The sequence below is a fragment of the Gracilibacillus phocaeensis genome, from assembly GCF_900626275.1.
GTDB classification, from domain to species: domain Bacteria; phylum Bacillota; class Bacilli; order Bacillales; family Amphibacillaceae; genus Gracilibacillus; species Gracilibacillus timonensis.
Genome location: NZ_LR131144.1, coordinates 1,595,568 through 1,621,085, shown reverse-complemented (window position 1 = coordinate 1,621,085; position 25,518 = coordinate 1,595,568). Strand labels below are relative to the sequence as shown.

General features: G+C 41.1%; 23 protein-coding genes and 1 other annotated feature. Of the genes, 16 read left to right on the top strand and 7 right to left on the bottom strand.

Going from position 1 to position 25,518, the window contains the following annotated elements; translation table 11 throughout:
• Position 1: 1 nt before the first annotated feature.
• The 5 genes from E0E32_RS15520 to E0E32_RS15500 all read right to left on the bottom strand — a co-directional run bounded on the left by E0E32_RS15520 (position 2) and on the right by E0E32_RS15500 (position 3,539).
• The gene (locus E0E32_RS15520; RefSeq protein WP_130860116.1) at positions 2–1,054 is read right to left on the bottom strand and encodes a hypothetical protein; all 1,053 of its coding nucleotides are present in this window, start codon (positions 1,052–1,054) and stop codon (positions 2–4) included.
• 30 nt (positions 1,055–1,084) lie between these two features.
• On the bottom strand, positions 1,085–1,942 hold the full coding sequence (locus tag E0E32_RS15515; protein ID WP_066194620.1) for a hypothetical protein: 858 nt from the start codon (positions 1,940–1,942) through the stop codon (positions 1,085–1,087).
• On the bottom strand, positions 1,935–2,264 hold the full coding sequence (locus E0E32_RS15510; RefSeq protein WP_066194615.1) for a PadR family transcriptional regulator: 330 nt from the start codon (positions 2,262–2,264) through the stop codon (positions 1,935–1,937). Before E0E32_RS15510 ends, E0E32_RS15515 begins: the two co-directional genes overlap by 8 nt.
• A gap of 102 nt (positions 2,265–2,366) precedes the next feature.
• Positions 2,367–2,792, bottom strand: coding sequence for a hypothetical protein (locus E0E32_RS15505; RefSeq protein ID WP_130860115.1), 426 nt, complete (start codon positions 2,790–2,792; stop codon positions 2,367–2,369).
• An 84-nt stretch (positions 2,793–2,876) separates the two neighbouring features.
• Complete coding sequence (locus E0E32_RS15500) at positions 2,877–3,539, bottom strand: lytic transglycosylase domain-containing protein (protein WP_130860114.1); 663 nt, start codon at positions 3,537–3,539, stop codon at positions 2,877–2,879.
• A gap of 481 nt (positions 3,540–4,020) precedes the next feature.
• On the opposite strand from E0E32_RS15500, the gene E0E32_RS15495 reads away from it, so the two are divergent.
• The 3 genes from E0E32_RS15495 to E0E32_RS15485 are packed head-to-tail and all read left to right on the top strand — an operon-like array spanning position 4,021 to position 6,423.
• Positions 4,021–4,767: a MerR family transcriptional regulator gene (locus tag E0E32_RS15495; RefSeq protein ID WP_130860113.1), complete on the top strand. Its 747-nt coding sequence runs from the start codon at positions 4,021–4,023 to the stop codon at positions 4,765–4,767.
• Entirely contained in the window at positions 4,757–5,692 is a 936-nt protein-coding gene (locus tag E0E32_RS15490; RefSeq protein WP_066194605.1) for an ABC transporter ATP-binding protein, read from the top strand. The genes E0E32_RS15495 and E0E32_RS15490 overlap by 11 nt, the downstream gene beginning before the upstream one ends.
• Positions 5,692–6,423 carry an ABC transporter permease gene (locus E0E32_RS15485; RefSeq protein WP_130860112.1) on the top strand — a complete coding sequence of 244 codons (732 nt, stop codon included), beginning with the start codon at positions 5,692–5,694 and terminating at the stop codon, positions 6,421–6,423. Before E0E32_RS15490 ends, E0E32_RS15485 begins: the two co-directional genes overlap by 1 nt.
• Before the next feature lie 55 nt (positions 6,424–6,478).
• On the opposite strand, the gene sspI is transcribed toward E0E32_RS15485, so the two are convergent.
• Complete coding sequence (gene sspI, locus E0E32_RS15480; RefSeq protein ID WP_066194601.1) at positions 6,479–6,694, bottom strand: small acid-soluble spore protein SspI; 216 nt, start codon at positions 6,692–6,694, stop codon at positions 6,479–6,481.
• A gap of 108 nt (positions 6,695–6,802) precedes the next feature.
• Here sspI and E0E32_RS15475 point away from each other — a divergent pair, with 108 nt between their 5' ends.
• The 8 genes from E0E32_RS15475 to E0E32_RS15440 all read left to right on the top strand — a co-directional run bounded on the left by E0E32_RS15475 (position 6,803) and on the right by E0E32_RS15440 (position 18,599).
• Complete coding sequence (locus E0E32_RS15475; RefSeq protein ID WP_066194598.1) at positions 6,803–7,543, top strand: TrmH family RNA methyltransferase; 741 nt, start codon at positions 6,803–6,805, stop codon at positions 7,541–7,543.
• A gap of 67 nt (positions 7,544–7,610) precedes the next feature.
• Positions 7,611–7,855 (top strand) — a binding site (T-box leader).
• A gap of 96 nt (positions 7,856–7,951) precedes the next feature.
• On the top strand, positions 7,952–8,986 hold the full coding sequence (gene pheS / locus E0E32_RS15470) for a phenylalanine--tRNA ligase subunit alpha (RefSeq protein WP_066194595.1): 1,035 nt from the start codon (positions 7,952–7,954) through the stop codon (positions 8,984–8,986).
• Positions 8,987–8,998: 12 nt separating this feature from the next.
• Positions 8,999–11,425, top strand: coding sequence for a phenylalanine--tRNA ligase subunit beta (pheT, locus tag E0E32_RS15465; RefSeq protein WP_066194592.1), 2,427 nt, complete (start codon positions 8,999–9,001; stop codon positions 11,423–11,425).
• Between the two features lie 816 nt (positions 11,426–12,241).
• Complete coding sequence (locus E0E32_RS15460) at positions 12,242–13,165, top strand: ArsR/SmtB family transcription factor (protein ID WP_066194589.1); 924 nt, start codon at positions 12,242–12,244, stop codon at positions 13,163–13,165.
• A gap of 584 nt (positions 13,166–13,749) precedes the next feature.
• Positions 13,750–15,057 carry an extracellular solute-binding protein gene (locus E0E32_RS15455; RefSeq protein WP_130860111.1) on the top strand — a complete coding sequence of 436 codons (1,308 nt, stop codon included), beginning with the start codon at positions 13,750–13,752 and terminating at the stop codon, positions 15,055–15,057.
• Positions 15,058–15,097: 40 nt separating this feature from the next.
• Positions 15,098–15,970, top strand: a complete 873-nt coding sequence (locus E0E32_RS15450) for a carbohydrate ABC transporter permease (protein ID WP_066194584.1) — start codon at positions 15,098–15,100, stop codon at positions 15,968–15,970.
• Entirely contained in the window at positions 15,971–16,822 is an 852-nt protein-coding gene (locus tag E0E32_RS15445) for a carbohydrate ABC transporter permease (RefSeq protein ID WP_066194581.1), read from the top strand.
• Positions 16,823–16,832: 10 nt separating this feature from the next.
• Entirely contained in the window at positions 16,833–18,599 is a 1,767-nt protein-coding gene (locus E0E32_RS15440; RefSeq protein ID WP_434059214.1) for a glycoside hydrolase family 2 protein, read from the top strand.
• A gap of 110 nt (positions 18,600–18,709) precedes the next feature.
• On the opposite strand, the gene rnhC is transcribed toward E0E32_RS15440, so the two are convergent.
• Positions 18,710–19,642: a ribonuclease HIII gene (rnhC, locus tag E0E32_RS15435; RefSeq protein ID WP_066194576.1), complete on the bottom strand. Its 933-nt coding sequence runs from the start codon at positions 19,640–19,642 to the stop codon at positions 18,710–18,712.
• A 321-nt stretch (positions 19,643–19,963) separates the two neighbouring features.
• On the opposite strand from rnhC, the gene zapA reads away from it, so the two are divergent.
• The 5 genes from zapA (at position 19,964) to E0E32_RS15410 (ending at position 25,497) form a co-directional block, all read left to right on the top strand.
• Positions 19,964–20,224: a cell division protein ZapA gene (gene zapA, locus E0E32_RS15430; protein WP_066196630.1), complete on the top strand. Its 261-nt coding sequence runs from the start codon at positions 19,964–19,966 to the stop codon at positions 20,222–20,224.
• A 7-nt stretch (positions 20,225–20,231) separates the two neighbouring features.
• The gene (locus E0E32_RS15425; protein WP_066194571.1) at positions 20,232–20,786 is read left to right on the top strand and encodes a CvpA family protein; all 555 of its coding nucleotides are present in this window, start codon (positions 20,232–20,234) and stop codon (positions 20,784–20,786) included.
• Positions 20,787–20,863: 77 nt separating this feature from the next.
• Positions 20,864–22,582 carry a DNA polymerase/3'-5' exonuclease PolX gene (gene polX / locus E0E32_RS15420; RefSeq protein ID WP_130860109.1) on the top strand — a complete coding sequence of 573 codons (1,719 nt, stop codon included), beginning with the start codon at positions 20,864–20,866 and terminating at the stop codon, positions 22,580–22,582.
• A 17-nt stretch (positions 22,583–22,599) separates the two neighbouring features.
• Positions 22,600–24,948, top strand: coding sequence for an endonuclease MutS2 (locus E0E32_RS15415; RefSeq protein WP_130860108.1), 2,349 nt, complete (start codon positions 22,600–22,602; stop codon positions 24,946–24,948).
• Between the two features lie 144 nt (positions 24,949–25,092).
• Complete coding sequence (locus E0E32_RS15410; RefSeq protein WP_066194560.1) at positions 25,093–25,497, top strand: DUF350 domain-containing protein; 405 nt, start codon at positions 25,093–25,095, stop codon at positions 25,495–25,497.
• Positions 25,498–25,518 lie beyond the last annotated feature (21 nt).

The following is a 25,518-nucleotide window of genomic DNA, read 5'->3' as shown; positions in this document are numbered from 1 at the left end:
TTTACTCTTCCGGTTCTACCCGCAGCTCGATTTCCTCTTCGCCCGTATCCCGAAGTAAATCGTAGCGATACAACTTATACACCTTCGTTTGGTCTGCTTTATCGGTTGTTTTGGTATAATAGAGCCAGTTTTCGTTTGTCTTGGCGTTTTCGCTGGCTTCATCGATATGCAGCCTTTCGCCTTCTTCCTGATTCGTTAAGTCAAACCAAACATAATCATATAAATAGTTTTCCCCTTCATTAAAGTTCATAATGGTTTGATACAGCAGCTTGTTCTCCTGTTCTAGCAACACAAATTCACTGATAGGCACTTGATTATCTGGTTGGGAAACGACGGTCATTTCCTTAGGCTGATCGATCGCCATTTCATAGATTCTTTCAGTAGCTTCGAACATCGAGTCTGGTGATACATCTTCAAAATCATCCGGTAAAATCATATAAAGTTTCTCGCCATTTTCGGTTATCTGAAGGGATCCTGGTTCATAGGCGTCAAAGTCATGTATCTTTTCAAAGTTGCCATCTTTTGTTAGTGTGTAGAGGGCAGAAGCAAAAGAGATAAAGCCTGGTTCTGGTTCTCCCTCTGTACTGACATGCACCCCGCTTACTATCATGTGTTGCTCCGCTTGATCATAGAGCAGGTTGGTTATATAACCCCTTGCCTCAAGGTTTGTCGTCAGTTCTTCTTCTTCTACGTCATAGGTCAGTACATTACTGTGCACCAATTGAAATTCTTGTTCTCCTGGTGGGGCCTCTGGCGGTCCATCCGTTAGTATAAATGAAACCTCTGATTCACCTGTGAAAACGGGACTCATTATTTTTAGATTTTCGTCCGCTTCATAGAGTTTATGAACGCCGCCATTTTCTCCTTGTAAATAAAGGATTTCCGTCTCGTCTGCTTTCATGACGTACAACGGCTGGTTGTGATTTATATCATATTCTCCGGTAAAACTAGGTTGAGCATTGATTTTAGCATTGTATAAGATACCCGTAACAGTCAATCCTGCCGTTATCACGAGAATGATACTAAAGGTAATGAGCAATCCCTTTTTCTTCATCTGGTCGTCCTCCTTTGTTGCAAAGCGATCTTAGGCGTCGAATGATAGGGAAGCAAGTAAAAATGGCAGCCATAGAATAGCGCTGAGCATTCCGAGCGATAATACTAAACTTCCTAAAGAGGTCTTGGGATAGCGTCGAGCTAGTAATACTTGTGCACTATAGAGTATGATCCAACCGATTATCGGTCCCAAAAGATAAAAAAACATAGTCTGCGGTGCGCCAAAGCCGATCGCCATGGCATAGATATAGGCGGCGGGGAGTATGGTTAGGATGCCTAATGTGATATTGACCGCATGAATCACGCGCCTTGTTTTTTTGTTGCTGGTGTTGGTCGGATAAGTGAGTACGGTTCGGTAAAGCAGGAATACATTTAGAATCAATATTAGCAAATAGGCGACAAACAACACGCCATTGTTTCCAGATAAGAGACTCCCATTCCAAAGTAACAGCAGGAAATTCAATAAGAGTGCTAATCCCAGCCACAGCTTTCGGTTAACTGGAAATTCCTTATTCAAAGCGAAAAACAAGACAGCGGAGTGACCAATGATCCCGGTTAATGAATAAAGCAGCACTACCTGTTCCGCCATCATCATATACAGGAATTGACCAATGGTGAAGATAAATCCTAGCAGTGCCAATAGTAAAAGCAGTTCTTTTCGATAGGGGAACATTGCCTGCTGGAATTGATCACCTAAATCTGCTTCTTTACCAAAGGATTTCATTGCCATCTGATTAGCCTCCTTTAAGCCTTTACCTTGTTCTCGGTGCTCATCACGCAAGATCGTTAAATGAATCAGCATTTCCTCATATAAATCGTCGCGATCGGCTTTATTGCAATCTGTGTGAGCGACAATTCGTTCTACGTAGGTTTCTAATTCCTTACTCATAGGACGCACCTTCGTTGATGCGGTCGAGCAAGTTATTTAACGATTGCCATTCTTGTCGTTTTCGTTCGAGTTCTTTTTCCCCTTTGTCGCTTAAATGATAATATTTGCGTCGGGTACTGCCATGCTGACTCCAGTAAGATGTCACCCATTCTTTTCGTTCGATGCGTTTTAATGCGGGGTATAGGGTCCCTTCACTCATCAAGTAGCTTTCCTCGCTAAATTCATGCAGCTTTTGAGTCATTTCATAGCCATATAAGTCTTGATTGGTCAGCAGGGATAGTAACAGCATATCAATACTACCCTTCATCATTTCCTTATCCATTTTGTTACACCTCATTTCTTTTGATTTTTTTCATTATAAATCTTAATACATCGTAATGCAAGGGTGGAATTTAAAAAGGTTGTGAAGTTTATTAGGTGTTTGTCATATAGAAATGACGACCAAAATTCCAGGGGGGAAGCCGCCGAAATGCTCGTCATACTGAAAATGACGACCAAAATCCGAGGAGAAACAGTCAAAATGGACGTCATTCGGAAAATGACGGCCAAAATCTGAGGAGAAGCCGCCAAAATGGCCGTCATTCGAAAAATGACGACCAAAATCCGAGGAGAAGTCGCCAAAATGGTCGTCATTCGGAAAATGACGACCAAAATCTGAGGAGAAGTCGCCAAAATGGCCGTCATTCGAAAAATGACGACCAAAATCTGAGGAGAAGTCGCCAAAATGGTCGTCATTCGGAAAATGACGACCAAAATCTGAGGAGAAGTCGCCAAAATGGCCGTCATTCGAAAAATGACGACCAAAAACCGAGGAGAAACAGTCAAAACGGACGTCATCAATCGAGGCCATATGGATATACTTCCGTCTCCAGATATAAAAAAGACCCTCGCTCTTGATAGAGAGGGCTAGCTATGGCTACTACAAATTTGCAGGTTATCCCAGGTAGGTTCCTAGTACTTTTTTGACATAATTCTGAGTTTCGCTGAATGGTGGAATGCCGTTGTATTTATCTACATTACCCGGACCAGCGTTGTATGCAGCTAAGGCTAGTGTCTTATTGCCTTGATAACGATCCAGCATTTGTTTTAGATATTTCGCACCACCTGTAATATTATCGACAGGGTTAAAAGGGTTAGTGACACCCAAACCTTGAGCCGTTCCAGGCATTAATTGCATGAGCCCTTGTGCACCGGCATGGCTGACGGCATTAGGATTATAATTAGATTCCGTTTGAATAACGGCATTGATCAATTTGGCGTCTAGATTAAACTGGTTAGCCACCTGCTCCACAATGGTGGTTATATCATTATTAGCATTAGAAACGGGCGCTGGGTTACTGTTTTGTACCGTTATTTTTGGCATAACAGCTGTATCACCAAGCTGACTCCGGATGGACATACCTGTAGCGAGCTGGTCATTCGTTAAGTATGTACTGCTCAGTTGTGGTTGACGGAGAGGAGACATAGCTGTATTAGATTGCAATATTTCCCGGATTGTTTGTCCAAATGGAGAGCTAACCGGACTGGTCGAAGTCGGATTTTGTATATTTGTCATTGCCTGTGTTTGGATCAGGTGATTATATGCGTCTATGTTCATCGTGGATAACCCCTTTTAAAATCAAACTAACTATGTTAAATATACCCTTTTTTATCAGGAAAGGCAATGATTATCAATGCTTTTCTTGTAAGATAGGAAAGCATATCATTTTGCATGAATAAATTCTTATTCAGGAACAGCCGTGTCCAGCTCCAAGCGCCAAACTTTAGAGATTTCACGACACGCCCTACGATAAAGAAGACTTAGCGACTGGCAAGCCAACAGGCGCAGACAGAGCTAAAGTCGCACTTATGCCCTGCGGGTGAAAGTCAACATCGACTCCTCACGTCGCCGTGTTTCCTTTATCTCAGTTGCGTCTCTCCAATCTCTACATTTTTAAGAGGGCGCTTTCCGCTTTTCGTTCATAAATGGCACGTCCAAAGCAAAGTGTTCCATCTTTATATAAATTTTTTTCATTTTTCTCTTGAGCAGCACGTTACGTGTTGCTTTATACTTAAGAAAGTAAAGGTGAGGTGAAGCGATGTATACCATTGGAAAGTTATCAAAGAATTCGGGAGTGACGGTAAGAACATTGGATTATTATGGTGAAATTGGGTTAATCGAACCTACATCAAAGACGGAGGGAGGATATCGCTTATACAGTGAGGATGATGTCATGCGTTTAGAGCGTGTTTTGGCATTAAAATATATGGGCTTTTCACTCGAACAAATAAAAGAAATTCTGGAAGATTCCACTTCGACCTGGCAGGAATCGATTCAACAGCAGCTTGAGTTGATAAAAAAAGAACAAGAACGCTTGGAGACACTAGAAAAATCATTGCTGGGTGTTTCGTATGCAATTGAAATAGAGGGAGAAATTAATTGGCAGATCATTTTTAGCATTATTAAAATGTATCAACAGCATCCAGAAGAAACATTAAATCCTTATGCAGATTATTTAAATAGCCAAGAAATGAAAAGAGTTATGGATATGAATGTGAAGAATATGAGTGAAGAAGCTATCAAAAAGTGGATAAATGTTATCCATGATATGAAAGATAACTTGGATCTTGACCCGGCTTCAGAAAAAGCACAGCGGCTGGTAGAGGATTGGTCAAATCAGGTAGAGAGTATGTTTGGGAATGATGAAGAGTTACTTCTAGATATGTGGGGGGCACTGCAAAACTTAAAAGAAGGCATTGTTTTTTATCCCATGAACAAAGAAGTTATTCAATTCATTGAACGTGTCTTTATGGCAAAGGAGGAGGAATTAAAGAATGATACTTGATGTAAAAGGGGTTACGAAGGTCTTTCGTGGTAAAGGTAAATCTGAAAATGTAGCTAATGATCATCTTACATTTCAGATTAAGGAAGGGGAAATATTTGGACTTCTCGGTCATAATGGCGCGGGTAAAACAACATTAGTTAATCAAATAACAGGACTTCTAACACCAGAAGAAGGAAATATAGAGCTGCTAGGTAAATCGGTTACGGCTTCACCTGCCAGGGCACGATCTTTATGTTCCGTGCAGCCACAGTCCCAAGTACCATTGGGCCTTTTAACGCCAAAACAGGCAGTTACGTTGATGGGGAAAATTCGGGCAGGGAAAAAGTTTGACCCAAAGCGAGTAGAACAGCTTTTTGAGGTGTTGGATATCCAAGAGTGGGCGAATACAGAAGGTGAAAAGCTCTCAGGTGGCATACGTCGTCTAACAGCCTTTTGCATGGCGGTGGTTACCCCGGGTGAATTAGTTGTTCTTGATGAGCCTACCAATGATGTGGATCCAGTTCGCAGAGGTTATCTTTGGCAGGTCATACGGGATTTGACTCAGAATGGAACTTCCGTAATTTTGGTAACACACAATGTCTTGGAAGCGGAAAAGGCCGTTAATCGTGTGGCGATTATGGATAAGGGAAAGATATTGACCCAAGGAGATCCAACGGAAATAAAAAGCTTAGTGGAAGACAAGATGCGTATGGAGCTTAGTCTAGGTAAAGAATTAAAGCATATAGAGCTTCCAGATTGGGTACTATCACCACGACAAAATGGCTCCCGTCTTATTTTTTCTTTAAATTCGTCGGAAGTATTAGCCACCATAGAGTGGGCAAAGAATCAGGCAGATAAAGGTATTGTTATGGACTATACCTTGTCTCCAACCACCATTGAGGATGTCTATATTAAGTTAACCTCTAACAAGGAGGCGGTTTCGTAATGAATATTCTCAGCCATTATAAGTATGTGTTTCAGATGCAGTTTATTAAAAATGCCGGATATTTTATTTTTATGGCATTGCTGCAAATTCTGATATCGATAGGGATTGTCATTGGATTCACCTATCTGATCCCAAGTCCAAGTACGGAGACGATCCTATTTTTGGCTACCGGTGCACCGACGATTATTTTGATTACGGCAGGGATGGTGATTTTACCTCAACAGGTGGGTGGTGCAAAATCAGATGGGTATATGGAATTTATGCGGACCTGGCCTGTTAACCGTTCTGTCATTCTTAGTGCAGATACGACCATTTGGCTATTCATTACCTTACCGGGAATTGTCGTTTCCACGATGGTTGCGCATTTTTTGTTTAGTCCGGGATATGATATTTCATGGACGGTAGTTCCAGCATTGTTGATGATTGCATTAACCTCCATCGGTGTAGGGTATGGATTTTCTTATCTATTGTCACCAACGGCATCCATGGGTATTTCCCAGCTAGTTATATTTGGAGCACTGATGTTTTCTCCAGTGAATTTTCCAATGGATCGATTGCCGGAATGGCTCCAATCTCTCCATGAAGTATTGCCGATTTATTCCATGGCAGAAGTGATGCGTGCCTCCTTGGCAACCTCTACTTTTGAAGCGACGATGGGAAATTATCTAAATTTATTGGTATGGTGTATCTTAGGATTTGGAGGTGCTATGTTTATTTTGAATAGGAAATAGGTGTATACGATCAAACAAAGCAACGTACCAGCCATGATACGTTGCTTTATTATTGTTATTGCCCTTGCTGCACGACATGTTCCAATGTTTCCAATACCTCTGTTTTATCTGCTTGATCTACTTCATTCCAGTATAATTCAAATAATACACCAAGCCCTGGCAGCATTTTTTCTTCACCGCTTTGAATAGCGTCAACGATCGTTGCTTCTAATTCGTCGGCGGAATTACCACTGACATTAGACATAATCGCCTTACGTAAGTTTAAATCCATTTTTTCTTCACCCACCTTTTATCTTTAGCTTGATCTTTTCGTTTTAGTTTGACCTACCTGTCTTATAATATGTATGATAGTAACATCAAAATAAGAGGAATGAACCGTATGTTAACATCCGTAAAAAATGAAAAAGTGAAGCAATGGCGCAAATTGCACAAGAAAAAAAGTCGGGATCAAACGAAAACGTTTATTGTGGAAGGATTCCATTTAGTGGAAGAAGCCCATTATAGCGATTGGGAGATAGAGGAAATCATTTACCAAACAGGTGTGGAAGTACCCGAAGCGTGGATTCACTATCCTTGTCATGAGGTAAGCGACCATGTGATGGATGCTGTCAGTACCACCCAAACACCACAAGGCGTTATCGCGGTGGTAAAAAAGAAGCATGCGACAAACAGAGTGATCAAGCGTGCCTTATTAGTCGATCAAGTACAGGATCCAGGTAATTTGGGCACCATGATCCGGACAGCAGATGCAGCGGGATTTGACACCGTCATGTTAGGAAAGGGAACCGTGGATTTATTTAATGACAAGGTGCTACGCAGTACGCAAGGCTCGTTATTTCATCTGGAAATTCTCGAAGTTGATCTATTAGAGGAGCTAGAAACATTAAAAAAAGCAGATATAACGGTGTGGGCAACTGGACTAGACAATGCCAATTATTATCACCAATTACCCGTTCCCAATAAATTAGCGATCATTGTCGGAAATGAAGGGGCAGGTGTCAGCCCAGATTTAATGGAGCAAGCCGATCAGCGTGTCAACATTCCCATTCATGGGCAAGCAGAATCGTTAAATGTCTCCATCGCCGCCGCTATTCTGATGTACGAAACGGTGAAAAAATAGGAAAATGAAAAAGAAACTTGCAACATCACTGGCAGTTGCTTATAATAGGAATATTACTAACATTATTTTAATGGCTGTGAAGGAGTTAGTACATGTGTGACCCATCGTTTGCAGGAAGGAGACACCTTGGATTGGAAGTGTTTCTAACGATCACATATCGAATTTCACTCTGGAGCTGACACTTAGACCTTGTTTACCTAACAAGTAAAGGTGTTCCGGTTTATACCGTTATCTTGATAACTTGAGTGGATATAGCTGGTGATGCTGTATCAACAAGGGTGGTACCGCGAAATTAATAGCCTCGTCCCTTTTTACAGGGAGGGGCTTTTTTTATTGGAAGTCATCGTGTATCAATAGAAGGTATGTTTCAAGAAACGAACAGTCATCCATAAAAGGAGGTAACAATCGATGAAAGATCAATTAGAAGCTTTACAGACAGAAGCTGTAGAAAAAGTTACTCACGCCACGACGTTAAAAGAACTGCAAGACGTGAAGATTGCCTATCTAGGGAAAAAAGGGCCGATAACGGAAGTGCTAAGAGGTATGGGCAAATTATCCAAAGAGGAGCGCCCAGTGATAGGAGAAATGGCCAATACCGTTCGAGGAGAGATTGCTACCGCGATTGAGGAGAAACAAACGGCAATCGAAGCAGCCGAATTAGAGAAGCAGTTGGCAGCTGAAACCATCGACGTCACATTACCTGGACGTCCTGTGCCAATTGGTGGACCCCATATTCTTACCTCCATCATTGAAGAGATAGAAGATCTGTTTATCGGCATGGGCTTTGAGGTTAGAGAAGGGCCAGAAGTGGAAACCGATTATTTCAACTTTGAGGCATTAAACTTACCAAAAGAACACCCGGCACGTGATATGCAGGACTCGTTCTACATTACCAAGGAACTGTTGATGCGTACCCATACGTCTCCGGTACAGGCACGCACGATGAATGCAATTGAGGATAAACGACCGGTAAAAATGATTTGTCCAGGTAAAGTTTATCGCAGAGATACCGATGACGCGACTCACTCTCATCAGTTTACACAAATTGAAGGACTATTAGTCGATAAAAATGTGCGTATGAGTGATTTGAAGGGTGTTTTAAATCATTTTGCCAAGCAAATGTTTGGCGAAGATCGTGAAATCCGTCTTCGTCCCAGTTTTTTTCCGTTTACCGAGCCTTCGGTTGAAATGGATATTTCTTGTAAGGTGTGTAAAGGAAAAGGTTGCAGTGTATGCAAACAGTCAGGCTGGATTGAGATTTTAGGTGCTGGTATGGTTCATCCTCGTGTTTTAGAAATGGCAGGATACGATCCAGCAGAATATAGTGGTTTTGCCTTTGGGATGGGGCCAGACCGGATTGCTATGTTAAAGTATGGCATTCATGATATTCGCCATTTCTATACGAATGATGTCAGATTCTTGAAACAGTTTCACACCAAGTAAGGAGGAGCTAGCATGTATGTATCATTAAATTGGTTAAAAGAATATGTAGATATAGACCAAGTCAGCCCGAAAGAATTAGCAGAACGCATTACGAAAACAGGTATTGAAGTAGATGGTCTAGCGTACTTTGCCAAACCATTGGAAAAGGTTGTCGTAGGTTATGTAGAATCCTGTGAAAAACACCCCAATGCCGATAAACTAAACTTGTGTCAGGTCAATATTGGAGAGGAAAGTCTGCAGATTATTTGTGGAGCACCAAATATTGCACAAGGACAGAAGGTAGCCGTTGCTACACCGGGAGCCATATTACCTGGTAACTTTAAGATTAAGAAGACCAAACTACGAGGTGTAGAATCCAACGGTATGATTTGCTCCTTACAGGAGTTAGGTGTGGAAGAACAATTTGTCCAAAAGGCATTCGCCGACGGCATTTATGTATTTCCTGATGATGCCGAAATAGGTACCAATGTGACGGAATTATTGAATCTGGATGATACTATTATCGACTTAGATATCACACCTAATCGATCGGATGCTTTGAGTATGTTAGGTGTTGCTTATGAAGTCGCAGCGATTTTGGATGTGCCGATTCGTTTGCCACAGTCGAATTATCTGACAACAGATCAAGCAGCGGAAGATTTTCTATCGGTAAAAGTAGAAGCAGCAAAACAAAACCCTTATTATGGAGCGTTCTTAATCAAAGACCTGCAAGTGAAGCCATCCCCGCTCTGGATGCAAAATTACTTAATGGCGGCTGGCATCCGTCCCATTAATAACGTAGTTGATATTACCAACTATGTACAGTTGGAACTCGGTCAGCCGCTACATGCCTTTGATTTCGACAAATTTGGCTCTGCAGAAGTAGTTGTCAGGATGGCAGAAGACGGAGAGAAGATCACAACACTTGATGGTCAGGAGCGTTCCTTGACCTCAGACCATTTAGTGATTACCAATGGCAAAGAACCAGTAGCTTTAGCTGGGGTGATGGGCGGTGCTGATTCAGAGGTATCGGACCAAACGAAAAGTGTCTTATTAGAGGCAGCCTATTTTGAAGGGCCAACCGTTCGCAAGGCAGCAAAAGACTTTGACTTACGAAGCGAATCAAGCACCCGTATGGAAAAAGGATTAGATCCTAATAGAGTATCTTTGGCAGGACAACGGGCATGCCAATTATTTCAAGAGCATGCTGGAGCAACCATCTTTTCGGGACTTGTCGAGCATGATACATTAGATTATTCGGAAAAGATTGTAAGTGTCCAGGCTTCTGTGATCAATGATCGTTTAGGAACGGAGATTAGCGAGGAAGAAATTGCCGAGATTTTGCGTAAATTGCATTTTAATTATGACCAAGATGGAGAAGTATTTACGGTTTATATCCCAACTCGACGCCAAGATATTGTTATTTTTGAGGATATGTTAGAGGAAGTAGCACGCATTTATGGATATGATCATTTGCCATTCACTTTACCTGCGGGGGCTGTGCAAGCAGGAGGGCTAACAAATAGGCAGCAGCTAAAACGTGATATCAAGCAACTCTTGGAAGGTATGGGCTTGTCTGAGACGATTACGTATTCGTTAACGAGCAAAGAACGTGCTACACAGTTGATTAGTCCAGAAGTAGCAGATGAAATGGTCTCTCCAGTATCGCTGGCTATGCCGATGAGTGAAGATCACAGTACCTTGCGTTTAAGTAGTTTGCCCGAATTATTAAGCTCTGCTTCGTATAATACGGCGAGAAAACAGGGGAACCTCGCCTATTATGAAGTCGGTAGTGTGTTTATTTCACAGCAAGAGCAGCTAACGGATCAGCCTGAAGAACGACTGCGTTTATCTGGTTTATTGACAGGAGAATGGGTCAACCACCCTTGGCAGCAAGAGAAAAAAACGGTGGATTTCTATGTTGTAAAAGGAATGATCGAAGAGCTATTTGCAACACTGCAAATCGATGCCACCTATCAACAGGCTAGTTTGTTGGATATGCACCCAGGCAGAACTGCCCAGCTTTTTATTGGAGATCGTCCGGTAGGTTTTCTAGGTCAAATCCATCCACAATTGCAAAAGAGTTATGATCTAAAAGAAACCTATGTGTTCGACATTGATCTGGATTATTTATTAACGATCCACGATAATGAACCGAGCTTTGACAAGATCCCTCGCTATCCGAGTGTAACAAGGGATATTGCGCTTGTCGTTGATGAAGCCGTACCTGCTGGTGCATTGCAGACTACTATTCAGCAAGCAGGTGGCGCGCTATTGCAAGATGTTCAAGTCTTTGATGTTTATCAAGGAGAACATTTGGAAGTAGGTAAACAATCCGTGGCCTTCCGTTTATTTTATCAGGATCCGGATAGAACGTTAACGGATGAAGAAGTCGAAGCCTCTTACCAAGCTATTCTTACAGCGGTGGAAGAGCAGCACCATGCCTCATTAAGGGGATAACTAATGGATAGCCATATCTGAAGTGGGTATGGCTATTTTTTATATAGAAAGAATATCATCTTGACAATAATAGGTGTTCGCAAGGTTTTGACCTAAAAAACGTTTCTTCTAGCCAAGATGCCAATCATGTCAAGCAAATTTGTTATTATTTTGTAGGATAAAAAAGCATTCTCGATATTATAGGTTGTGGAACGATTTTGACTTCGAACGAACCTGTGTGCCGATAAGACGGATTATGTAAAGTAAGGAGTTCACCTATTCCATGTAATAAAGTTGATTGTTTGTTTGTGCTAGGAAGCGCTCCGAAAATAGGTTTCTATTTTACCCACAAGGTATGAGTCAACAAGCGATTCGAACACAGAACGCTCTTATTGTGTTTCCTATACTGCGAGGCATTTGGTTTAGCCTCATGAGTCAGCAAAGATCGTTTCCTGCGGGGTCTTCACACTGCGCTCAAGTGTCAAAAACTAGACAACTTCCCGACAGCGCCTACGCTAAAGAAGACTTGCTAGAAGCGTTGACCTGCACTATTCTTATCTCAAAGTGATCCCTAGTAAGGTTCACATTATTATCTTATCGACACTGTATTTGGAATGTGGCTATCTATCCTGGCAAAAAGGACAAAGAGTTCAACGCGCTTCAGAGTTTTCTAATATATCTTGGAACAAACAGTCAACAATGTGTATTTTTCCATTATGCTAACCTATTATCTTTATTTAATGCTGAATTCTTGTAGTAATGTTTGATATGATATAAAATATTTATATTAAAACAGAAAATAAATATAAATGTTGTTAAGAAAGGAAGGTGTTGGTTGTGCTTGAATTGTCGATGAATGATCCAGAACAGTTGCGAAAGGTGACCCATGCCTTGTCGGCAAAGGTGCGATTACAAATGATTAACCTGTTAAACAAGGACAATCTTAATGTGCATCAGCTATCACAGGAGTTAAACATTCCTGTTTCTACCGCAGCTTCACATGTGAAAGTCTTAGAGGAAGCCTCTTTGATTAATACAGAACTTCGTCCGGCGAGCCGAGGGGCGATGAAGGTATGTACAAGGAATTTCGATGATATACATATTATTTTAAATCAGCAAGTGAAGCAGGCAAGTCAGACAGAGTGTTATCAAATGGAGATGCCGATTGGTCAATTCTCTGATTTTCAAGTAGCTCCTACATGTGGAATGGCTAGCCGAGACGGGATTCTATTTCCTGAAGATGAATCGGTGTATTTCTACAGTCCGCTCAAAAGTGAGGCGCAGATTATTTGGACTCGTAAAGGATACTTGGAGTACACATTTCCTATTATTTTAGAGAAACAAGTAGAAATTAAAAACATTCAATTTTCCTTAGAGATATGCTCAGAAGCACCAAACCATGATCATAATTGGCCCTCGGATATCACGATTTGGGTCAATGGAGTGGATGTAGGTACATGGACAAGTCCAGGTGATTTTGGTGATCGCCCAGGAAAATTGAACCCTCCCTATTGGGCAGAATCAACCAGTACACAGTATGGTAGCTTGAAAACATGGAAAATAACCCAAGAACAAACGATGTTGGACGATATTCGCTTATCCGATGCGACGATAGAAGATTTGCATTTAATGGATCAGAATTTCGTTACCTTTCGTGTAGGAATTAAAGAAGAAGCAATTCATAAAGGCGGATTGAATGTATTTGGTAAGGAATTCGGTGATCATCCACAAGAAATCGTAATGAGAATAGATTATAAGTAAGATGAATAATCCCTTGTCATTAATATAATGGCAGGGGTTATTTAGTTTATACTAAAATAAGAAAAATGATTGGTATCGTAAGATGTGGAATCATTTTGACATGGAACAAATCGCGATATCGATAAGTTGGATAATGTAACGAGTCCATCTATGCCATATAGTAAAGTTGTCTACTTATAACCCCTCTTTATCAGTAGTCAGCATTTTCTTTTGATGTTATAAGTAGAATGAAATCACTTCTCATGGATCTGAAAGGCGTTTGAATAGTCATTCACACGAATGGACCAAACATAGATCAAACGAGGTATTAGCAGGAAATAAAGCGAGCAAAGACTTGCCTGTCACACGTTTTTGTTACATTTATAAGTTCAACTTATATAGTAATAAAGGACCGGGCGAGGGTTGTTCGGTTTTCTTAAACATCCAAATTACAAAAATAATGTATTAAAACATATAATATTCAATTTTTCCATTGACATGTCCGTTTTGAAAACGTATACTTTAGTTAATATTACAAATATCCTATAAATAAACATAATATTTGTAATATAATAAGTTGCTTCCGGTTAGGAGGAATTATTGGTATGAAGGAACGATGGAAACCAGTTTCTGTAGTCGTTTGTTGTCTCTTTCTCTTAACGGCTTGTTCTCATTCTTGGTTATTAAGCGGGGGTTCGCCGAATCAGGGCGGGAAAACCTCTGATGGGAGGACAGAAGTTGTCATGTGGAATTTGTTTGGTGGAGGTGATGCGGAATATATGCAAGATATTGTAAACGCCTTCAACGAAAGCCAATCAGACTATTATATCCATAATATTATGCAGGAAAATGCGGAATATTACACGAAATTACTGACAAGTATGGGGGCAGGCAGGGGACCTGATATAGCGATTGCTCATGACTATGTATTAGCTGAATTCGTTAATCAGGACTTGCTTTTTGACATTGGAGAATTAGATCAGGAAGACGTCATGCAATGGGAGGATTTTAATCAAAACATTCTTCAGTCAACGGTATTTGATGATAAACATGTCGCGGTGCCTATTGATACTCATTCGCAAATTATGTATGTCAATAATGAGCTTGTTGATGGAGCAGGGTTGTTAAATGAGGATGGCTCAATCGATATGGAAGAATCGCCGCAAGGTTTTGTTGATTTTTTCGTCACCTTAAAAGGAGAATTGGATGGGGAGCAGATGCCTTTTGCTTTGTCAACGAATGGAAGTGATCCATTTTGGTTATGGTGGACCTTCTATACACAACTTGGTGGAGAGCATATCCTGTCTGAAGAAAGCATCGATGACACTAGTTATGCACTAGAGGAGGACAAAGCCATCGAAGCAGCTGAGTTGGTTCGAAGTCTCTTTCAAGAACATGAGGTGATTCCATTAAATCAAGCCGATTTTTATGGGAACTTCCAATCAGGAAAGTCTGCAGTAATCACTACGGGTGTATGGGCAACAGGAATTTGGGAGACCACTGATGGGTTAGATTTTACACCGATGCCGATTCCAACTCTTTTCGATGAAGAAGGGGCGTGGGGTAGTTCACATACGCTTATTCTTCCAGCAAAAGATGAGGTGAATGAAGAAGTGGTACAGGGTGCTATTCAATTTTTGGAATTTGCTACAGACCACGGGGAAATGTGGGCGAAAGCTGGACATATACCTTCCAAAGATACCGTAGTAGAATCAGAAGCCTTCCAATCGATACCTTATCGAAGTGATTATGCCGAAGTTGCCGACTATGTCAATTTCTTGGATCAAACGATTTATACCAGAGGTTTACAAACTGTCATGCAAGAAAACCTGGATAGGATTTGGTCTGGTGATATATCTCCTGAAGAGGCTTTTGACCAAATAGAGAGGGATGTAGAGGATCTAATCGATTAATCCTGTTCGATGGTAGGGATCGACAGAGAGGAGTATAAACATGAAGAAATCTTGGAAACAAGAACTAAAGGCAGTACCATTTCTATTACCTTTTTTTATCGCCTATTTCTTATTCACCATTTTGCCAATTTTTAAAGGAATGGAAATGAGTTTGTATGATTGGAACCTGGTAGGGAAATTAGATTTTGTCGGTTTGGCTAACTATGTGGAGATGTTTACGGATAATGACTTTTGGCGTACGTTGTGGAATACGACCCTGTTTGTTATTTTGACAACACCAACTATGGTCATTTTAGCACTCGTGTTGGCTCTGTTAGCAAACTTAAACAGTAAATTGCAAACTTTTTTCCGCAGTGCGTACTTTCTTCCAAGTATTTTGTCGGTATCGGTCATTTCCTTCTTAGCGATATTTATGCTGCAACCTTATGATGGGTTAGTGAATAATGTGATTCAATCGTTAGGTATGGATATCGAACCTTTTTGGATGGCTGATACAGTACTTGCCTGGTTTTCCATTGTAGGGGTTACTCTATGGTGGACCGTCGGGTTCAATATGATTTTATACTTAGCAAGCTTACAGGATATACCGGAGAGTCTATATGAAGCAAGTGAAATAGATGGCGCAACCAGATGGGAGCAGTTTAAATACATCACGATGCCACAATTGACACCGATAAGCAGAGTCATTTTGCTATTGCAAATACTGGCTTCTTATAAAGTGTTTGCCCAGATTCTCTTGATTACGGATGGTGGACCGGGTGGTGCCACCAAGCCATTGATTCAGTACATTTATGAGATAGGCTTTACTCAAAATAATCTGGGTTATGCCGCTACGATGTCCTATGCTTTATTCTTTATCTTGCTAATTCTTTCGATTATTCAACTGCGTTTTCAAAGATCGGAGGAGGATTAAATGAGTCAACATCGTTCTAAATTGTTACAAAGAAATAGAGATCCGTATCATGGTTTAAAAATCACGATTGGATGTCTGGTTGCTGCTGTATTTTTGCTACCGATTATTTGGATGTTGTTTGTCTCCGTAAAGCCGGATGGGTTTATGACCTCCAATCCTATAGAGTGGTTTACGCCGCCTTATACGATTGGTAACTATATTCATTTAATCTTGGATAGTTTGATTTTACGTTGGCTGATGAACAGCTTTATTATCGGTATTTTTACCACGGCAATTACGCTGGTGATCACTTCCTTAGCTGCTTTTGCGATTTCACAAATGAAGTTTCGTTTCAAACGGACCATATTTGTATTCTTTTTGTTAGGGTTAATGATCCCAGGGGAGGCAACGATTATTCCATTGTATGAAATTGTGAAGGCGATGAATATGATTGATACGTACGAAGGGCTGATATTGCCTATGGTGGCTTCACCAATTGGGGTCATTATCTTGAAAAGCTTCTTTGACGGCGTACCAAAAGAGATTGTGGAAAGTGCTAGAATTGATGGCTGTTCTTACTTTACACTTTATTATAAAATTGTTTTACCTTTAGCAAAACCAGCTTTAGCTGCAATTGGTATCTTTACTTTTATTGGATCGTGGAATAATTTCTTATGGCCATATCTCTCGATTTTGTCAGAGACATTGTATACCCTTCCAGTAGGGCTACCAGTATTTAATTCGGCCTATTCACAAGCCTATGTATTACCAATGACGGCCAATGCGATTGCTTCCTTGCCAGTCATTGTTGCATTTTTAATTTTTGAAAAACAAATTGTAAAAGGAATTAGTTTTACAGGAATCAAAGGATAAGAAAGGATGGATGAACATGACAACACAATCAACGCACCAACGAACCGATTACCCAAGACCACAATTTCAACGTGAGGACTGGCAGAACCTGAATGGGGCCTGGCAATTTGCTTTTGATGACCAGAACCAAGGAGAAAAAGCGGAGTGGTTTCATAACAAAGACTTTGACCAGACGATTCAAGTGCCATTCACCTATGAAACAAAGGCAAGTGGTATTGGCGAGGAGGCATTCCACCCTTATATCTGGTATAAAAGAGAGGTGGAAATACCAGCAGAACAGGCAGAAAAACGTGTGATTTTACGTTTTCAAGCATCCGATTTTCTGACGAAGGTATGGATTAACGGGAAATATGTGGGTGATCATCAAGGTGGTAATGCCGCTTTTGCCTTTGATATTTCTGATCAGGTGCGATATGGAGAATCCAATCAAGTAGTGGTAAAAGTGGAAGATAGCTACAGCTGTTATCAGCCGCGAGGAAAACAACGCTGGGTGGATTATAATTTCGGCTGTTGGTATGTGCAAACCACGGGGATATGGCAGACTGTTTGGTTGGAGTACCTGCCAACTCAGTCTCTGGATCATGTGAAAATGGAACCAAATATTGATCAGCAGTCTATCGCGTTTACCTATCATGTAAATGGCGAATTGGACAACGATGTGCGCATAGATACGCTGATTTCTTTTGAAGGGAAGTCTATTACACAGACTTCTATCTATCCACAGCGTAATCAAGTGAGCCAGGAAGTAGATTTATTGGCGGATTTTCAAGAGTGGAAGTTAAAACTCTGGTCGCCTGCGCACCCTAATTTGTATGATGTTCATTTTAAGCTATATGTCGGTGAGCAATTGGTCGATGAAGTGACATCCTATTTCGGCATGCGCAAGGTATCGATCAAGGATGGTCAAGTATTATTAAATAACTCTCCGGTGTACCAGAAATTGTTATTGGATCAGGGCTATTGGCCAGATTCCTCGATTACACCACCGTCAGAAGAAGCGATTATAGAAGATATCGACAAGACATTGGCGATGGGCTTCAATGGTGTCCGCAAACACCAGAAGATTGAGGATGACCGTTTTATGTATTGGTGTGATAAGAAAGGGGTGCTAGTCTGGTCCGAAATGGCTGCCACTTATGAATATGGTGATGAGGCGGTCGAACAGTTTACCAAGGAATGGCTGGAGATAGTTCAGCAGCGTTTTAATCATCCGTCTATTATTACTTGGGTGCCGTTTAATGAATCGTGGGGAGTGCCGAATATCTTTACCAATAAAAAACAACAGGCCTTCACCGAGGCGATCTATCACTTAACGAAGTCGATCGATCCAGAAAGACCAGTAATTGTTAATGATGGCTGGGAGCATACGATCTCTGATATCATTGCCCTTCATGACTATGAAGAGTTTGGTCAGGCATTTATCGATCGTTATCAGGATAAAGAGACGATTTTGGGTAATAAGATTCCGCACAACAAAGGAAAGTATGCCTTTGCGGAAGGTTACTCTTACAAAGGTCAGCCTGTGATGTTAACCGAGTATGGTGGAATTGCCTTCCAGGATGAGAAGGGCTGGGGCTATGGTAACCAAGTTGATTCGGAAGTAGCGTTTCTCAAGCGTTATCGAGAGATCACCGACGCGATTAAATCCATTCCTTATATTACTGGTTATTGTTATACACAGACTACAGATGTACAACAGGAAGTGAATGGACTACTCTATGAAAACAGAGAGCCAAAGATAGCGATGGAGAAGATCAAAGAAATTAACGATGCTTAATAGATAGTACACGTTCAAAAAGTTTGCTGCGTCATTTTTATTGGACTTGTTGAACAATCTCTAAAAGAATTAGGAAAGGGGGCATCTGTAGCAGATGTCCCCTTTTCATACTAATGAAGATAACGCATGGCCTTATCGGTATTAGCAAAGTGCATCTTGGCTATGTCATCCAAGGCTTCTATCCCATTTTGTTTAATTAGATAAGCAGCCGTTTCATCGACTCGGTTGGAAGCCCCTTTTGGAATCGTGATCCCATATTGTTCCGATAATCGATCCATTTCCCTCACAAATCGTGCTCGTGCCAAAATCGAAGCAACGGCAACCGAAGTAGAATAACTTTCTGCTTTTGTCATAAAATAGGTCTTCTCAGCAAGTTTAAGCCCTTCTTGCTGGATATGCTTGAGAAAAGCAGCGGGTTGACAAAACTGATCAATCACAATGCCACGTGAATCTTTTGCCCCTATTTTAGCCAGTAGCTTATCGATCGCATGCTGGTGTAACATTGCTTTTATCTTCCCCTGATTCCAACCTTTCTTCTGTAGTTGATTATACTTTCGATTAGGCAATGTTAATAAGGTATATGGAATCTTTAACTGCACGATTTCTTTGGTTAGGCGTGCAATATTCTGATCGGTAATTGTCTTGGAGTCGGTAATACCCATCGTTTGTAAAGCCTTTATTTGATCTTGTGGTACGTAAGCGGCACTAACGGTCACAGGGCCAAAATAATCTCCTGTACCGGCTTCGTCTGTACCGATATGGGCTTGCTGGAAAATAGCAGTTGGTGGCGCATAATCGTGTTGGTTCACCGTTTTTGCAGAGGATGCTTTCGTACGGAAGGCTAATTCGTTCCATTGTTTTGCCTCGGTTTCTGCTTGATCTCCCTGGAACATCACTTTGCCAGATTTATAGGCGGTAATCGTCGTCATGTTTTTTTTAGCAAGGAAAAGGGAGTTTGGTGGCACCTTGGTAATATGTTGGGCATAATAATCTTTTATTTTTTGTAAATGTTTCGGCGGAATTTGCAGTACAACGTTCGACAAGGTATCTCTTCCTTTCTTATCTAATACATAGTAAAGGATGTTCAAAAAGTCAAACAAAAATGCGCATCGAATGTTTGTGTTGGTGAAATAGGAACTTTTGTTAAGATCGTCCACGTTCTATGGACAACACAGAAGTCATCACCCCCTGTGAAAGTCCGGTACTTAAAGCTACGTCGCCTTGAACTTCTTGGTCCTTTTCACCGGCCTTTTTGAACACACACTAGTAGTATAACAGATAGTTATTACATGCAAATAGTTTTCTAATTGCATGCTTCATGTTAATATTAGTTTTAAGGTTATTTTCAAGAAGGAGGAATCATGGTGTCCCAATCAGATAAATCTCGGACCACCGTTGATATATATGGAAGATCTTATCATATAAGAGGAAATGAAGATGCGGAGCATATTCGGCATGTGGCGAATCTTGTCGATGAAAAGATGCGAGGTATTCATGAAGTAAATAAATCACTAGATACCACTAATTTGGCTGTATTGACCGCTGTCAATACGATGAATGATTACATAAAACTACAAGAAGAGTATGAGGTTCTGCAAAAATTACTAGACGAGAAAGAGGAATAGTGCTGCCATGGTGAATTTAATCATAATTATCCTATTAATTATTGGAATTTTAGTAGGATTAAGAAGGGGGTTTATTTTACAAGCCCTTCATTTAATAAGTTTTATTATTGCGTTTATAATAGCCGCGAAATATTACGACAATCTGGCGGCACATTTGGAGCTATATGTCCCTTATCCAGAGATGATGTCTGATTCAACATGGGCAATATTTGGTGAAACGTTACCTTTGGAAGCTGCTTACTATAATGCCATCGCATTCGGAGTGTTATTCTTTGTTTCGAAAATCGTCCTGCAAATCTTGGCGACCATGCTTGATTTTGTTGCGGATATCCCACTTATGCGTTTTGTAAATCAAATATTAGGGGCTGTACTTGGATTTCTAGAGGTGTACTTTATCCTATTTATTGTATTGTATATACTGGCACTAGCACCCGTTTCATTCGTGCAGGATCATATAGAGACATCCAGCATCGCAAAAAGAATGGTGGAGCATACACCTGTGTTAACAGAGAAGGTAACAACCTACCTATTTGAAAATGATCCATTTAATAATGACGAATAAGGGTACCCTTGCCATGGTTTTAGCAAGGGTACTTTCCACTGTGATAGATTTTGAAAAGGTGAAAAGAGGTTGAGACTATGTCTATTAATAAAAAAGATGTCATCAAACTATTAGAGAAAATCGCAACGTATATGGAGCTAAAAGGGGAGAATCCTTTTAAGATTTCGGCTTATCGTAAGGCTGCCCAAGCCTTGGAAAGAGATGACCGTTCTTTAACAGAGATTGATGACTTTACCAAGTTATCAGGAGTAGGCAAAGGAACTGCCACGGTAATCAATGAATTTGTTGATACCGGTCATTCAGAGACACTCCAACAATTGGAGCAGGAAATTCCTTCTGGTTTGATTCCTTTACTTGGTTTACAAGGTTTAGGTGGAAAGAAGCTGGCTAGACTATATCACGAATTAGCCGTTGTAGATGAAACAACCTTGCGCAAGGCATGTGAGGCAGGAGAAGTACAAGCTCTTAAAGGTTTTGGTGAAAAAACAGAAGAAAAAATCATGGAAGTACTCCATAATATCGGCACAAGACCAGATCGCTTGCCGGTAGCTAGTGTATTACGAGTGGCGAAACAAATAGAGGATTATTTAGCCGATATAGCGGAAATCGACCGTTTTTCCATTGCTGGTAGTATGCGTCGTTTTCGTGAAACTGTAAAGGACTTGGATTTTATTATTGCGACCAAACAGCCAGAGAAGGTGCGTGAAAAACTCCTTCAGATTGATGGACATATGGAAACGATTGCCTCGGGAGATACCAAGGTGTCGATTGTCATGCAAGGAGAGTTTGCCATCGGTGTAGACTTTCGCTTGGTCGCCGATAAGGAATTTGCTACTACGTTACATCATTTTACTGGATCGAAGGATCATAACGTGCAGATGCGTCAGTTAGCAAAGTCACAAGGGAAGAAAATCAGTGAATATGGTGTCGAGGATACAGAAACAGGTGAAGTGGCTACGTTCACTACCGAAGACGAGTTTTATCAATCCTTTGGTCTTCCTTACATTCCTCCTGAAATAAGGGAAGGAAAGCATGAGCTAGACGAGGCGACCGAACCGATTGAATTAATTGAAGCAGCGGATATACGTGGTGATTTACACATGCACTCAACTTGGAGTGATGGTGCACAGTCGATAGAGGAGATGGTCGTACGTGCTAAGGAGAAGGGTTATGAATATATTGCGATTACCGATCACTCCAAATTCTTACAAGTAGCAAACGGTTTAAACGAAACCCGTTTGAAAAAACAGGCAGAGGAAATTGAAAAGGTAAGGGAAAAGCATCCGGATATCCTGATCCTTAAAGGAACGGAAATGGATATTCTGCCTAACGCTAGCTTGAACTTTGATAATGACATATTAAAGACCTTAGATTTTGTCATTGCTTCGATCCATTCCAGCTTTACCCAATCTCTGGATAAAATTCATGAGCGTCTGCTTCAAGCCCTGGAAAATCCATATGTGCATATGATCGCCCATCCAACGGGGAGATTGTTAGGTAGACGAGAAGGTTATCCTGTTGATGTCAACTGGTTGATCGAGAAAGCGAAAGAAACGAATACCGTGTTAGAATTAAATGCCAACCCTAATCGTCTGGATTTATCGGCACAATGGGTGGAAAAAGCGCAGGAACAAGGCGTGGCGCTTGCGATAAATACCGATGCCCACAACTATCAAATGTTAGAGGATATGACAAGCGGAATCGGTACGGCGAGAAGGGGACATATTAAGAAACAAACGGTCATCAATACGATGACAAAAGAAGCACTGCAACAATTTTTAAAAAGAAATAAATAAAGCAGGAGGACTAGCTTATGAACGATCGAATCCTCGATGTATTAGAATTTAAAAAAATAATCGAGTTGTTATTAGAACAAACGGCTTGTTCCTTAGGCTCTGAAAAAGTATATGGATTAAAGCCTTCAACCAACCTTGAGCAGGTAGTGGGCTGGCAGAAGGAAACAGATGAGGCTTATCATGTGATTCGCCTGAAGGGTCATGTCCCGTTAGGAGGAATCGTAGATATCAAGCCAAGCGTCAAACGAGCAGTGATCGGCAGTGTACTAAACACACATGAATGTCTGGACATTGCCAGTACAATCTATGGTGGAAAACAGCTGAAATATTTTATCGAAAATCTAGAGGATATTGAGATTCCTATCTTAGACCAGTTTGCTGAAGAGATTGTACCATTGAATGAATTGGAACGAGAGATCAAGCACTGTATCGACGAGCATGGACATATGATGGACGGTGCTTCTGATAAATTACGTGGCCTCCGTTCCAAGATCCGCACAAGTGAAAACAGGGTACGGGATCGCTTAAATCAATATACAAAGAGCCAAACAAAGATGCTGTCGGATGCGATTATAACCATACGAAACGATCGGTATGTACTGCCGGTAAAACAAGAATATCGCGGTACGATCGGTGGCATTGTTCATGATCAATCCTCTTCCGGACAGACACTTTTTATGGAACCACAAGCGGTAGTAGATCTTAACAATCAACTCCAGGAAGCACGCGTAGAAGAAAAGCGTGAGGTGGAGCGGATTCTTCGAGAGCTGACGGAAAGAATTGCCCAAGATGAAACGCTCTTACGACAAAATGTGGAGGCACTAGCAGCTGTTGATTTCATCTTTGCTCGTGCTAAACTAAGCCACAAAATGAAGGCAACACGTCCGGTAATGAATGATCAAGGGATCATCAAAATGAGACAGGCACGACACCCGTTGATAGCGGCAGAAGAAGTGGTGGCAAATGATGTAGAATTAGGCGAAGACTATACGGCCATCGTCATTACTGGTCCCAATACGGGTGGGAAGACCGTCACCCTAAAGATGGTTGGACTTTGTACATTAATGGCACAAGCAGGCTTACATGTACCGGCACTTGATGGTTGTAAAATGGCGGTTTTCTCAGATGTATTCGCCGATATCGGTGATGAGCAGTCGATTGAGCAGAGTTTAAGTACCTTTTCTTCTCATATGACAAACATTGTGGAGATTCTCGATACCTTCGATGAGAAATCCCTCTTATTATTTGATGAGTTAGGGGCAGGGACAGATCCGCAAGAGGGGGCTGCACTGGCCATGTCTATTTTGGACTATGTAAGAAACAAACAGGCAAGGGTGATTGCAACCACACACTACCCCGAGCTAAAGGCCTATGGCTACAATCGCGAAGGTGTAACCAATGCCTCGGTAGAATTCGATATTCAAACATTAAAGCCTACTTACCGATTGCTTATCGGTGTACCAGGCAGAAGTAATGCCTTTGAAATTTCTCGTCGTCTTGGTTTGCAGGAAATAGTGATTGATGAAGCAAAAGGATTGATAGGCACAGATTCCAAGAGTGTTGAGAATATGATTGCTTCTCTTGAAGATTCGAGACGAAAGGCAGAAACCGATTATGATCAAGCGCATGATCTTTTAATCGAGGCTGAGCAAGTGAAACAGGATTTGGAGAAGCAATGGAAGCAGTTTGAGCAGGAACGAGAGTCTTTATACAAAAAGGCTGAGGAAAAGGCACAGAAAGCAGTGGAGAAAGCAAGAACAGAAGCTGAGGAGATTGTGGAGCAACTTCGTCAAACCCAAACAGCGTCAGAATTAAAAGAGCATGAATGGATAGAGGCTAGAAAACGCTTGTCAAAGGCTAATCCTGAGCTAACTCGCAAACAAGAGCAGAAACAACCTAGCTTCGATGAAAACAAGGCCAAAACATTACAGACTGGTGATGAAGTGAAGCTGCTAAATCTGGATCAAAAAGGCACTATTTTAGAGCAGACAGGTAAGAATGAATTTCAAGTCCAAGTTGGAATTATGAAATTAAAGGCAAAACGCAAGGATCTTTTATTTATCCGCAGAGATGAACCGCAAACCGAGCAGCCAATTGCCACCATTCGTGGCGCAGGATATCATGTCAAGCCTGAATTAGACTTGCGTGGAGAGCGTTATGAAGACGCGATTAACCAGCTTGAAAAATATGTAGACGATGCCCTTCTCGCTGGTTACAATAAAGTATCTATCATTCATGGTAAAGGCACAGGAGCCTTGAGAAAAGGGGTAAACGACTTCGCCCGAAAACATTCCAAAGTATCCGGTTCCCGTGCTGGTGAAATGGGAGAAGGCGGCAGTGGCGTAACAGTTTTTGAATTAAAGTAAACGGGGGAGACGATGGAACTTGTCTTCCGCCACAATGGTAAATCAGCTTAATGCTGTATACGGGTAACAAAGCGACGGTTCAGAGCACATCTCTGTTTATAAATAAGAAAGAGAACTCCATGATAAAAAAAGGGAGGCAAACCGATGCCTGAATTTTGGACAAATGTATACGTGGAGACAGCTGCAAGATATAGTGTAGCCGTCTTATGCCTAATCGTATTTTTGGTTATTTTTGAGTTAGTTACTTCTTATAAGAATTGGGATGAAATAAGACGAGGAAATATAAGTGTCGCCATGGCAACCGGTGGAAAAGTATTTGGAATCGCCAATATTTTACGCTATTCCAATGAACACAATGATACGATTTTAGAAAGTATTGCGTGGGGTGGATTTGGCTTCTTGCTGCTATTATTCGGTTACTTTATTTTTGAGTTTTTGACACCAACCTATAAAATTGATCAGGAAATTGCAGAGGATAATCGAGCAGTTGGTTTTATTTCACTTATGATATCGGTGGGCTTATCCTATGTAATTGGTTCCAGTATCTAACCAAGGGGTGTATTTGTGAAA

What these genes read in the sequence shown, in the direction of transcription:
- E0E32_RS15520 (WP_130860116.1), bottom strand. Translation starts at nt 1,054, where the DNA reads ATGAAGAAAAAGGGATTGCTCATTACCTTTAGTATCATTCTCGTGATA.
- E0E32_RS15515 (WP_066194620.1), bottom strand. Translation starts at nt 1,942, where the DNA reads ATGAGTAAGGAATTAGAAACCTACGTAGAACGAATTGTCGCTCACACA.
- E0E32_RS15510 (WP_066194615.1), bottom strand. Translation starts at nt 2,264, where the DNA reads ATGGATAAGGAAATGATGAAGGGTAGTATTGATATGCTGTTACTATCC.
- E0E32_RS15505 (WP_130860115.1), bottom strand. Translation starts at nt 2,792, where the DNA reads ATGGCCTCGATTGATGACGTCCGTTTTGACTGTTTCTCCTCGGTTTTT.
- E0E32_RS15500 (WP_130860114.1), bottom strand. Translation starts at nt 3,539, where the DNA reads ATGAACATAGACGCATATAATCACCTGATCCAAACACAGGCAATGACA.
- E0E32_RS15495 (WP_130860113.1), top strand. Translation starts at nt 4,021, where the DNA reads ATGTATACCATTGGAAAGTTATCAAAGAATTCGGGAGTGACGGTAAGA.
- E0E32_RS15490 (WP_066194605.1), top strand. Translation starts at nt 4,757, where the DNA reads ATGATACTTGATGTAAAAGGGGTTACGAAGGTCTTTCGTGGTAAAGGT.
- E0E32_RS15485 (WP_130860112.1), top strand. Translation starts at nt 5,692, where the DNA reads ATGAATATTCTCAGCCATTATAAGTATGTGTTTCAGATGCAGTTTATT.
- sspI (WP_066194601.1), bottom strand. Translation starts at nt 6,694, where the DNA reads ATGGATTTAAACTTACGTAAGGCGATTATGTCTAATGTCAGTGGTAAT.
- E0E32_RS15475 (WP_066194598.1), top strand. Translation starts at nt 6,803, where the DNA reads ATGTTAACATCCGTAAAAAATGAAAAAGTGAAGCAATGGCGCAAATTG.
- pheS (WP_066194595.1), top strand. Translation starts at nt 7,952, where the DNA reads ATGAAAGATCAATTAGAAGCTTTACAGACAGAAGCTGTAGAAAAAGTT.
- pheT (WP_066194592.1), top strand. Translation starts at nt 8,999, where the DNA reads ATGTATGTATCATTAAATTGGTTAAAAGAATATGTAGATATAGACCAA.
- E0E32_RS15455 (WP_130860111.1), top strand. Translation starts at nt 13,750, where the DNA reads ATGAAGGAACGATGGAAACCAGTTTCTGTAGTCGTTTGTTGTCTCTTT.
- E0E32_RS15450 (WP_066194584.1), top strand. Translation starts at nt 15,098, where the DNA reads ATGAAGAAATCTTGGAAACAAGAACTAAAGGCAGTACCATTTCTATTA.
- E0E32_RS15445 (WP_066194581.1), top strand. Translation starts at nt 15,971, where the DNA reads ATGAGTCAACATCGTTCTAAATTGTTACAAAGAAATAGAGATCCGTAT.
- E0E32_RS15440 (WP_434059214.1), top strand. Translation starts at nt 16,833, where the DNA reads ATGAACATGACAACACAATCAACGCACCAACGAACCGATTACCCAAGA.
- E0E32_RS15425 (WP_066194571.1), top strand. Translation starts at nt 20,232, where the DNA reads ATGGTGAATTTAATCATAATTATCCTATTAATTATTGGAATTTTAGTA.
- polX (WP_130860109.1), top strand. Translation starts at nt 20,864, where the DNA reads ATGTCTATTAATAAAAAAGATGTCATCAAACTATTAGAGAAAATCGCA.
- E0E32_RS15415 (WP_130860108.1), top strand. Translation starts at nt 22,600, where the DNA reads ATGAACGATCGAATCCTCGATGTATTAGAATTTAAAAAAATAATCGAG.
- E0E32_RS15410 (WP_066194560.1), top strand. Translation starts at nt 25,093, where the DNA reads ATGCCTGAATTTTGGACAAATGTATACGTGGAGACAGCTGCAAGATAT.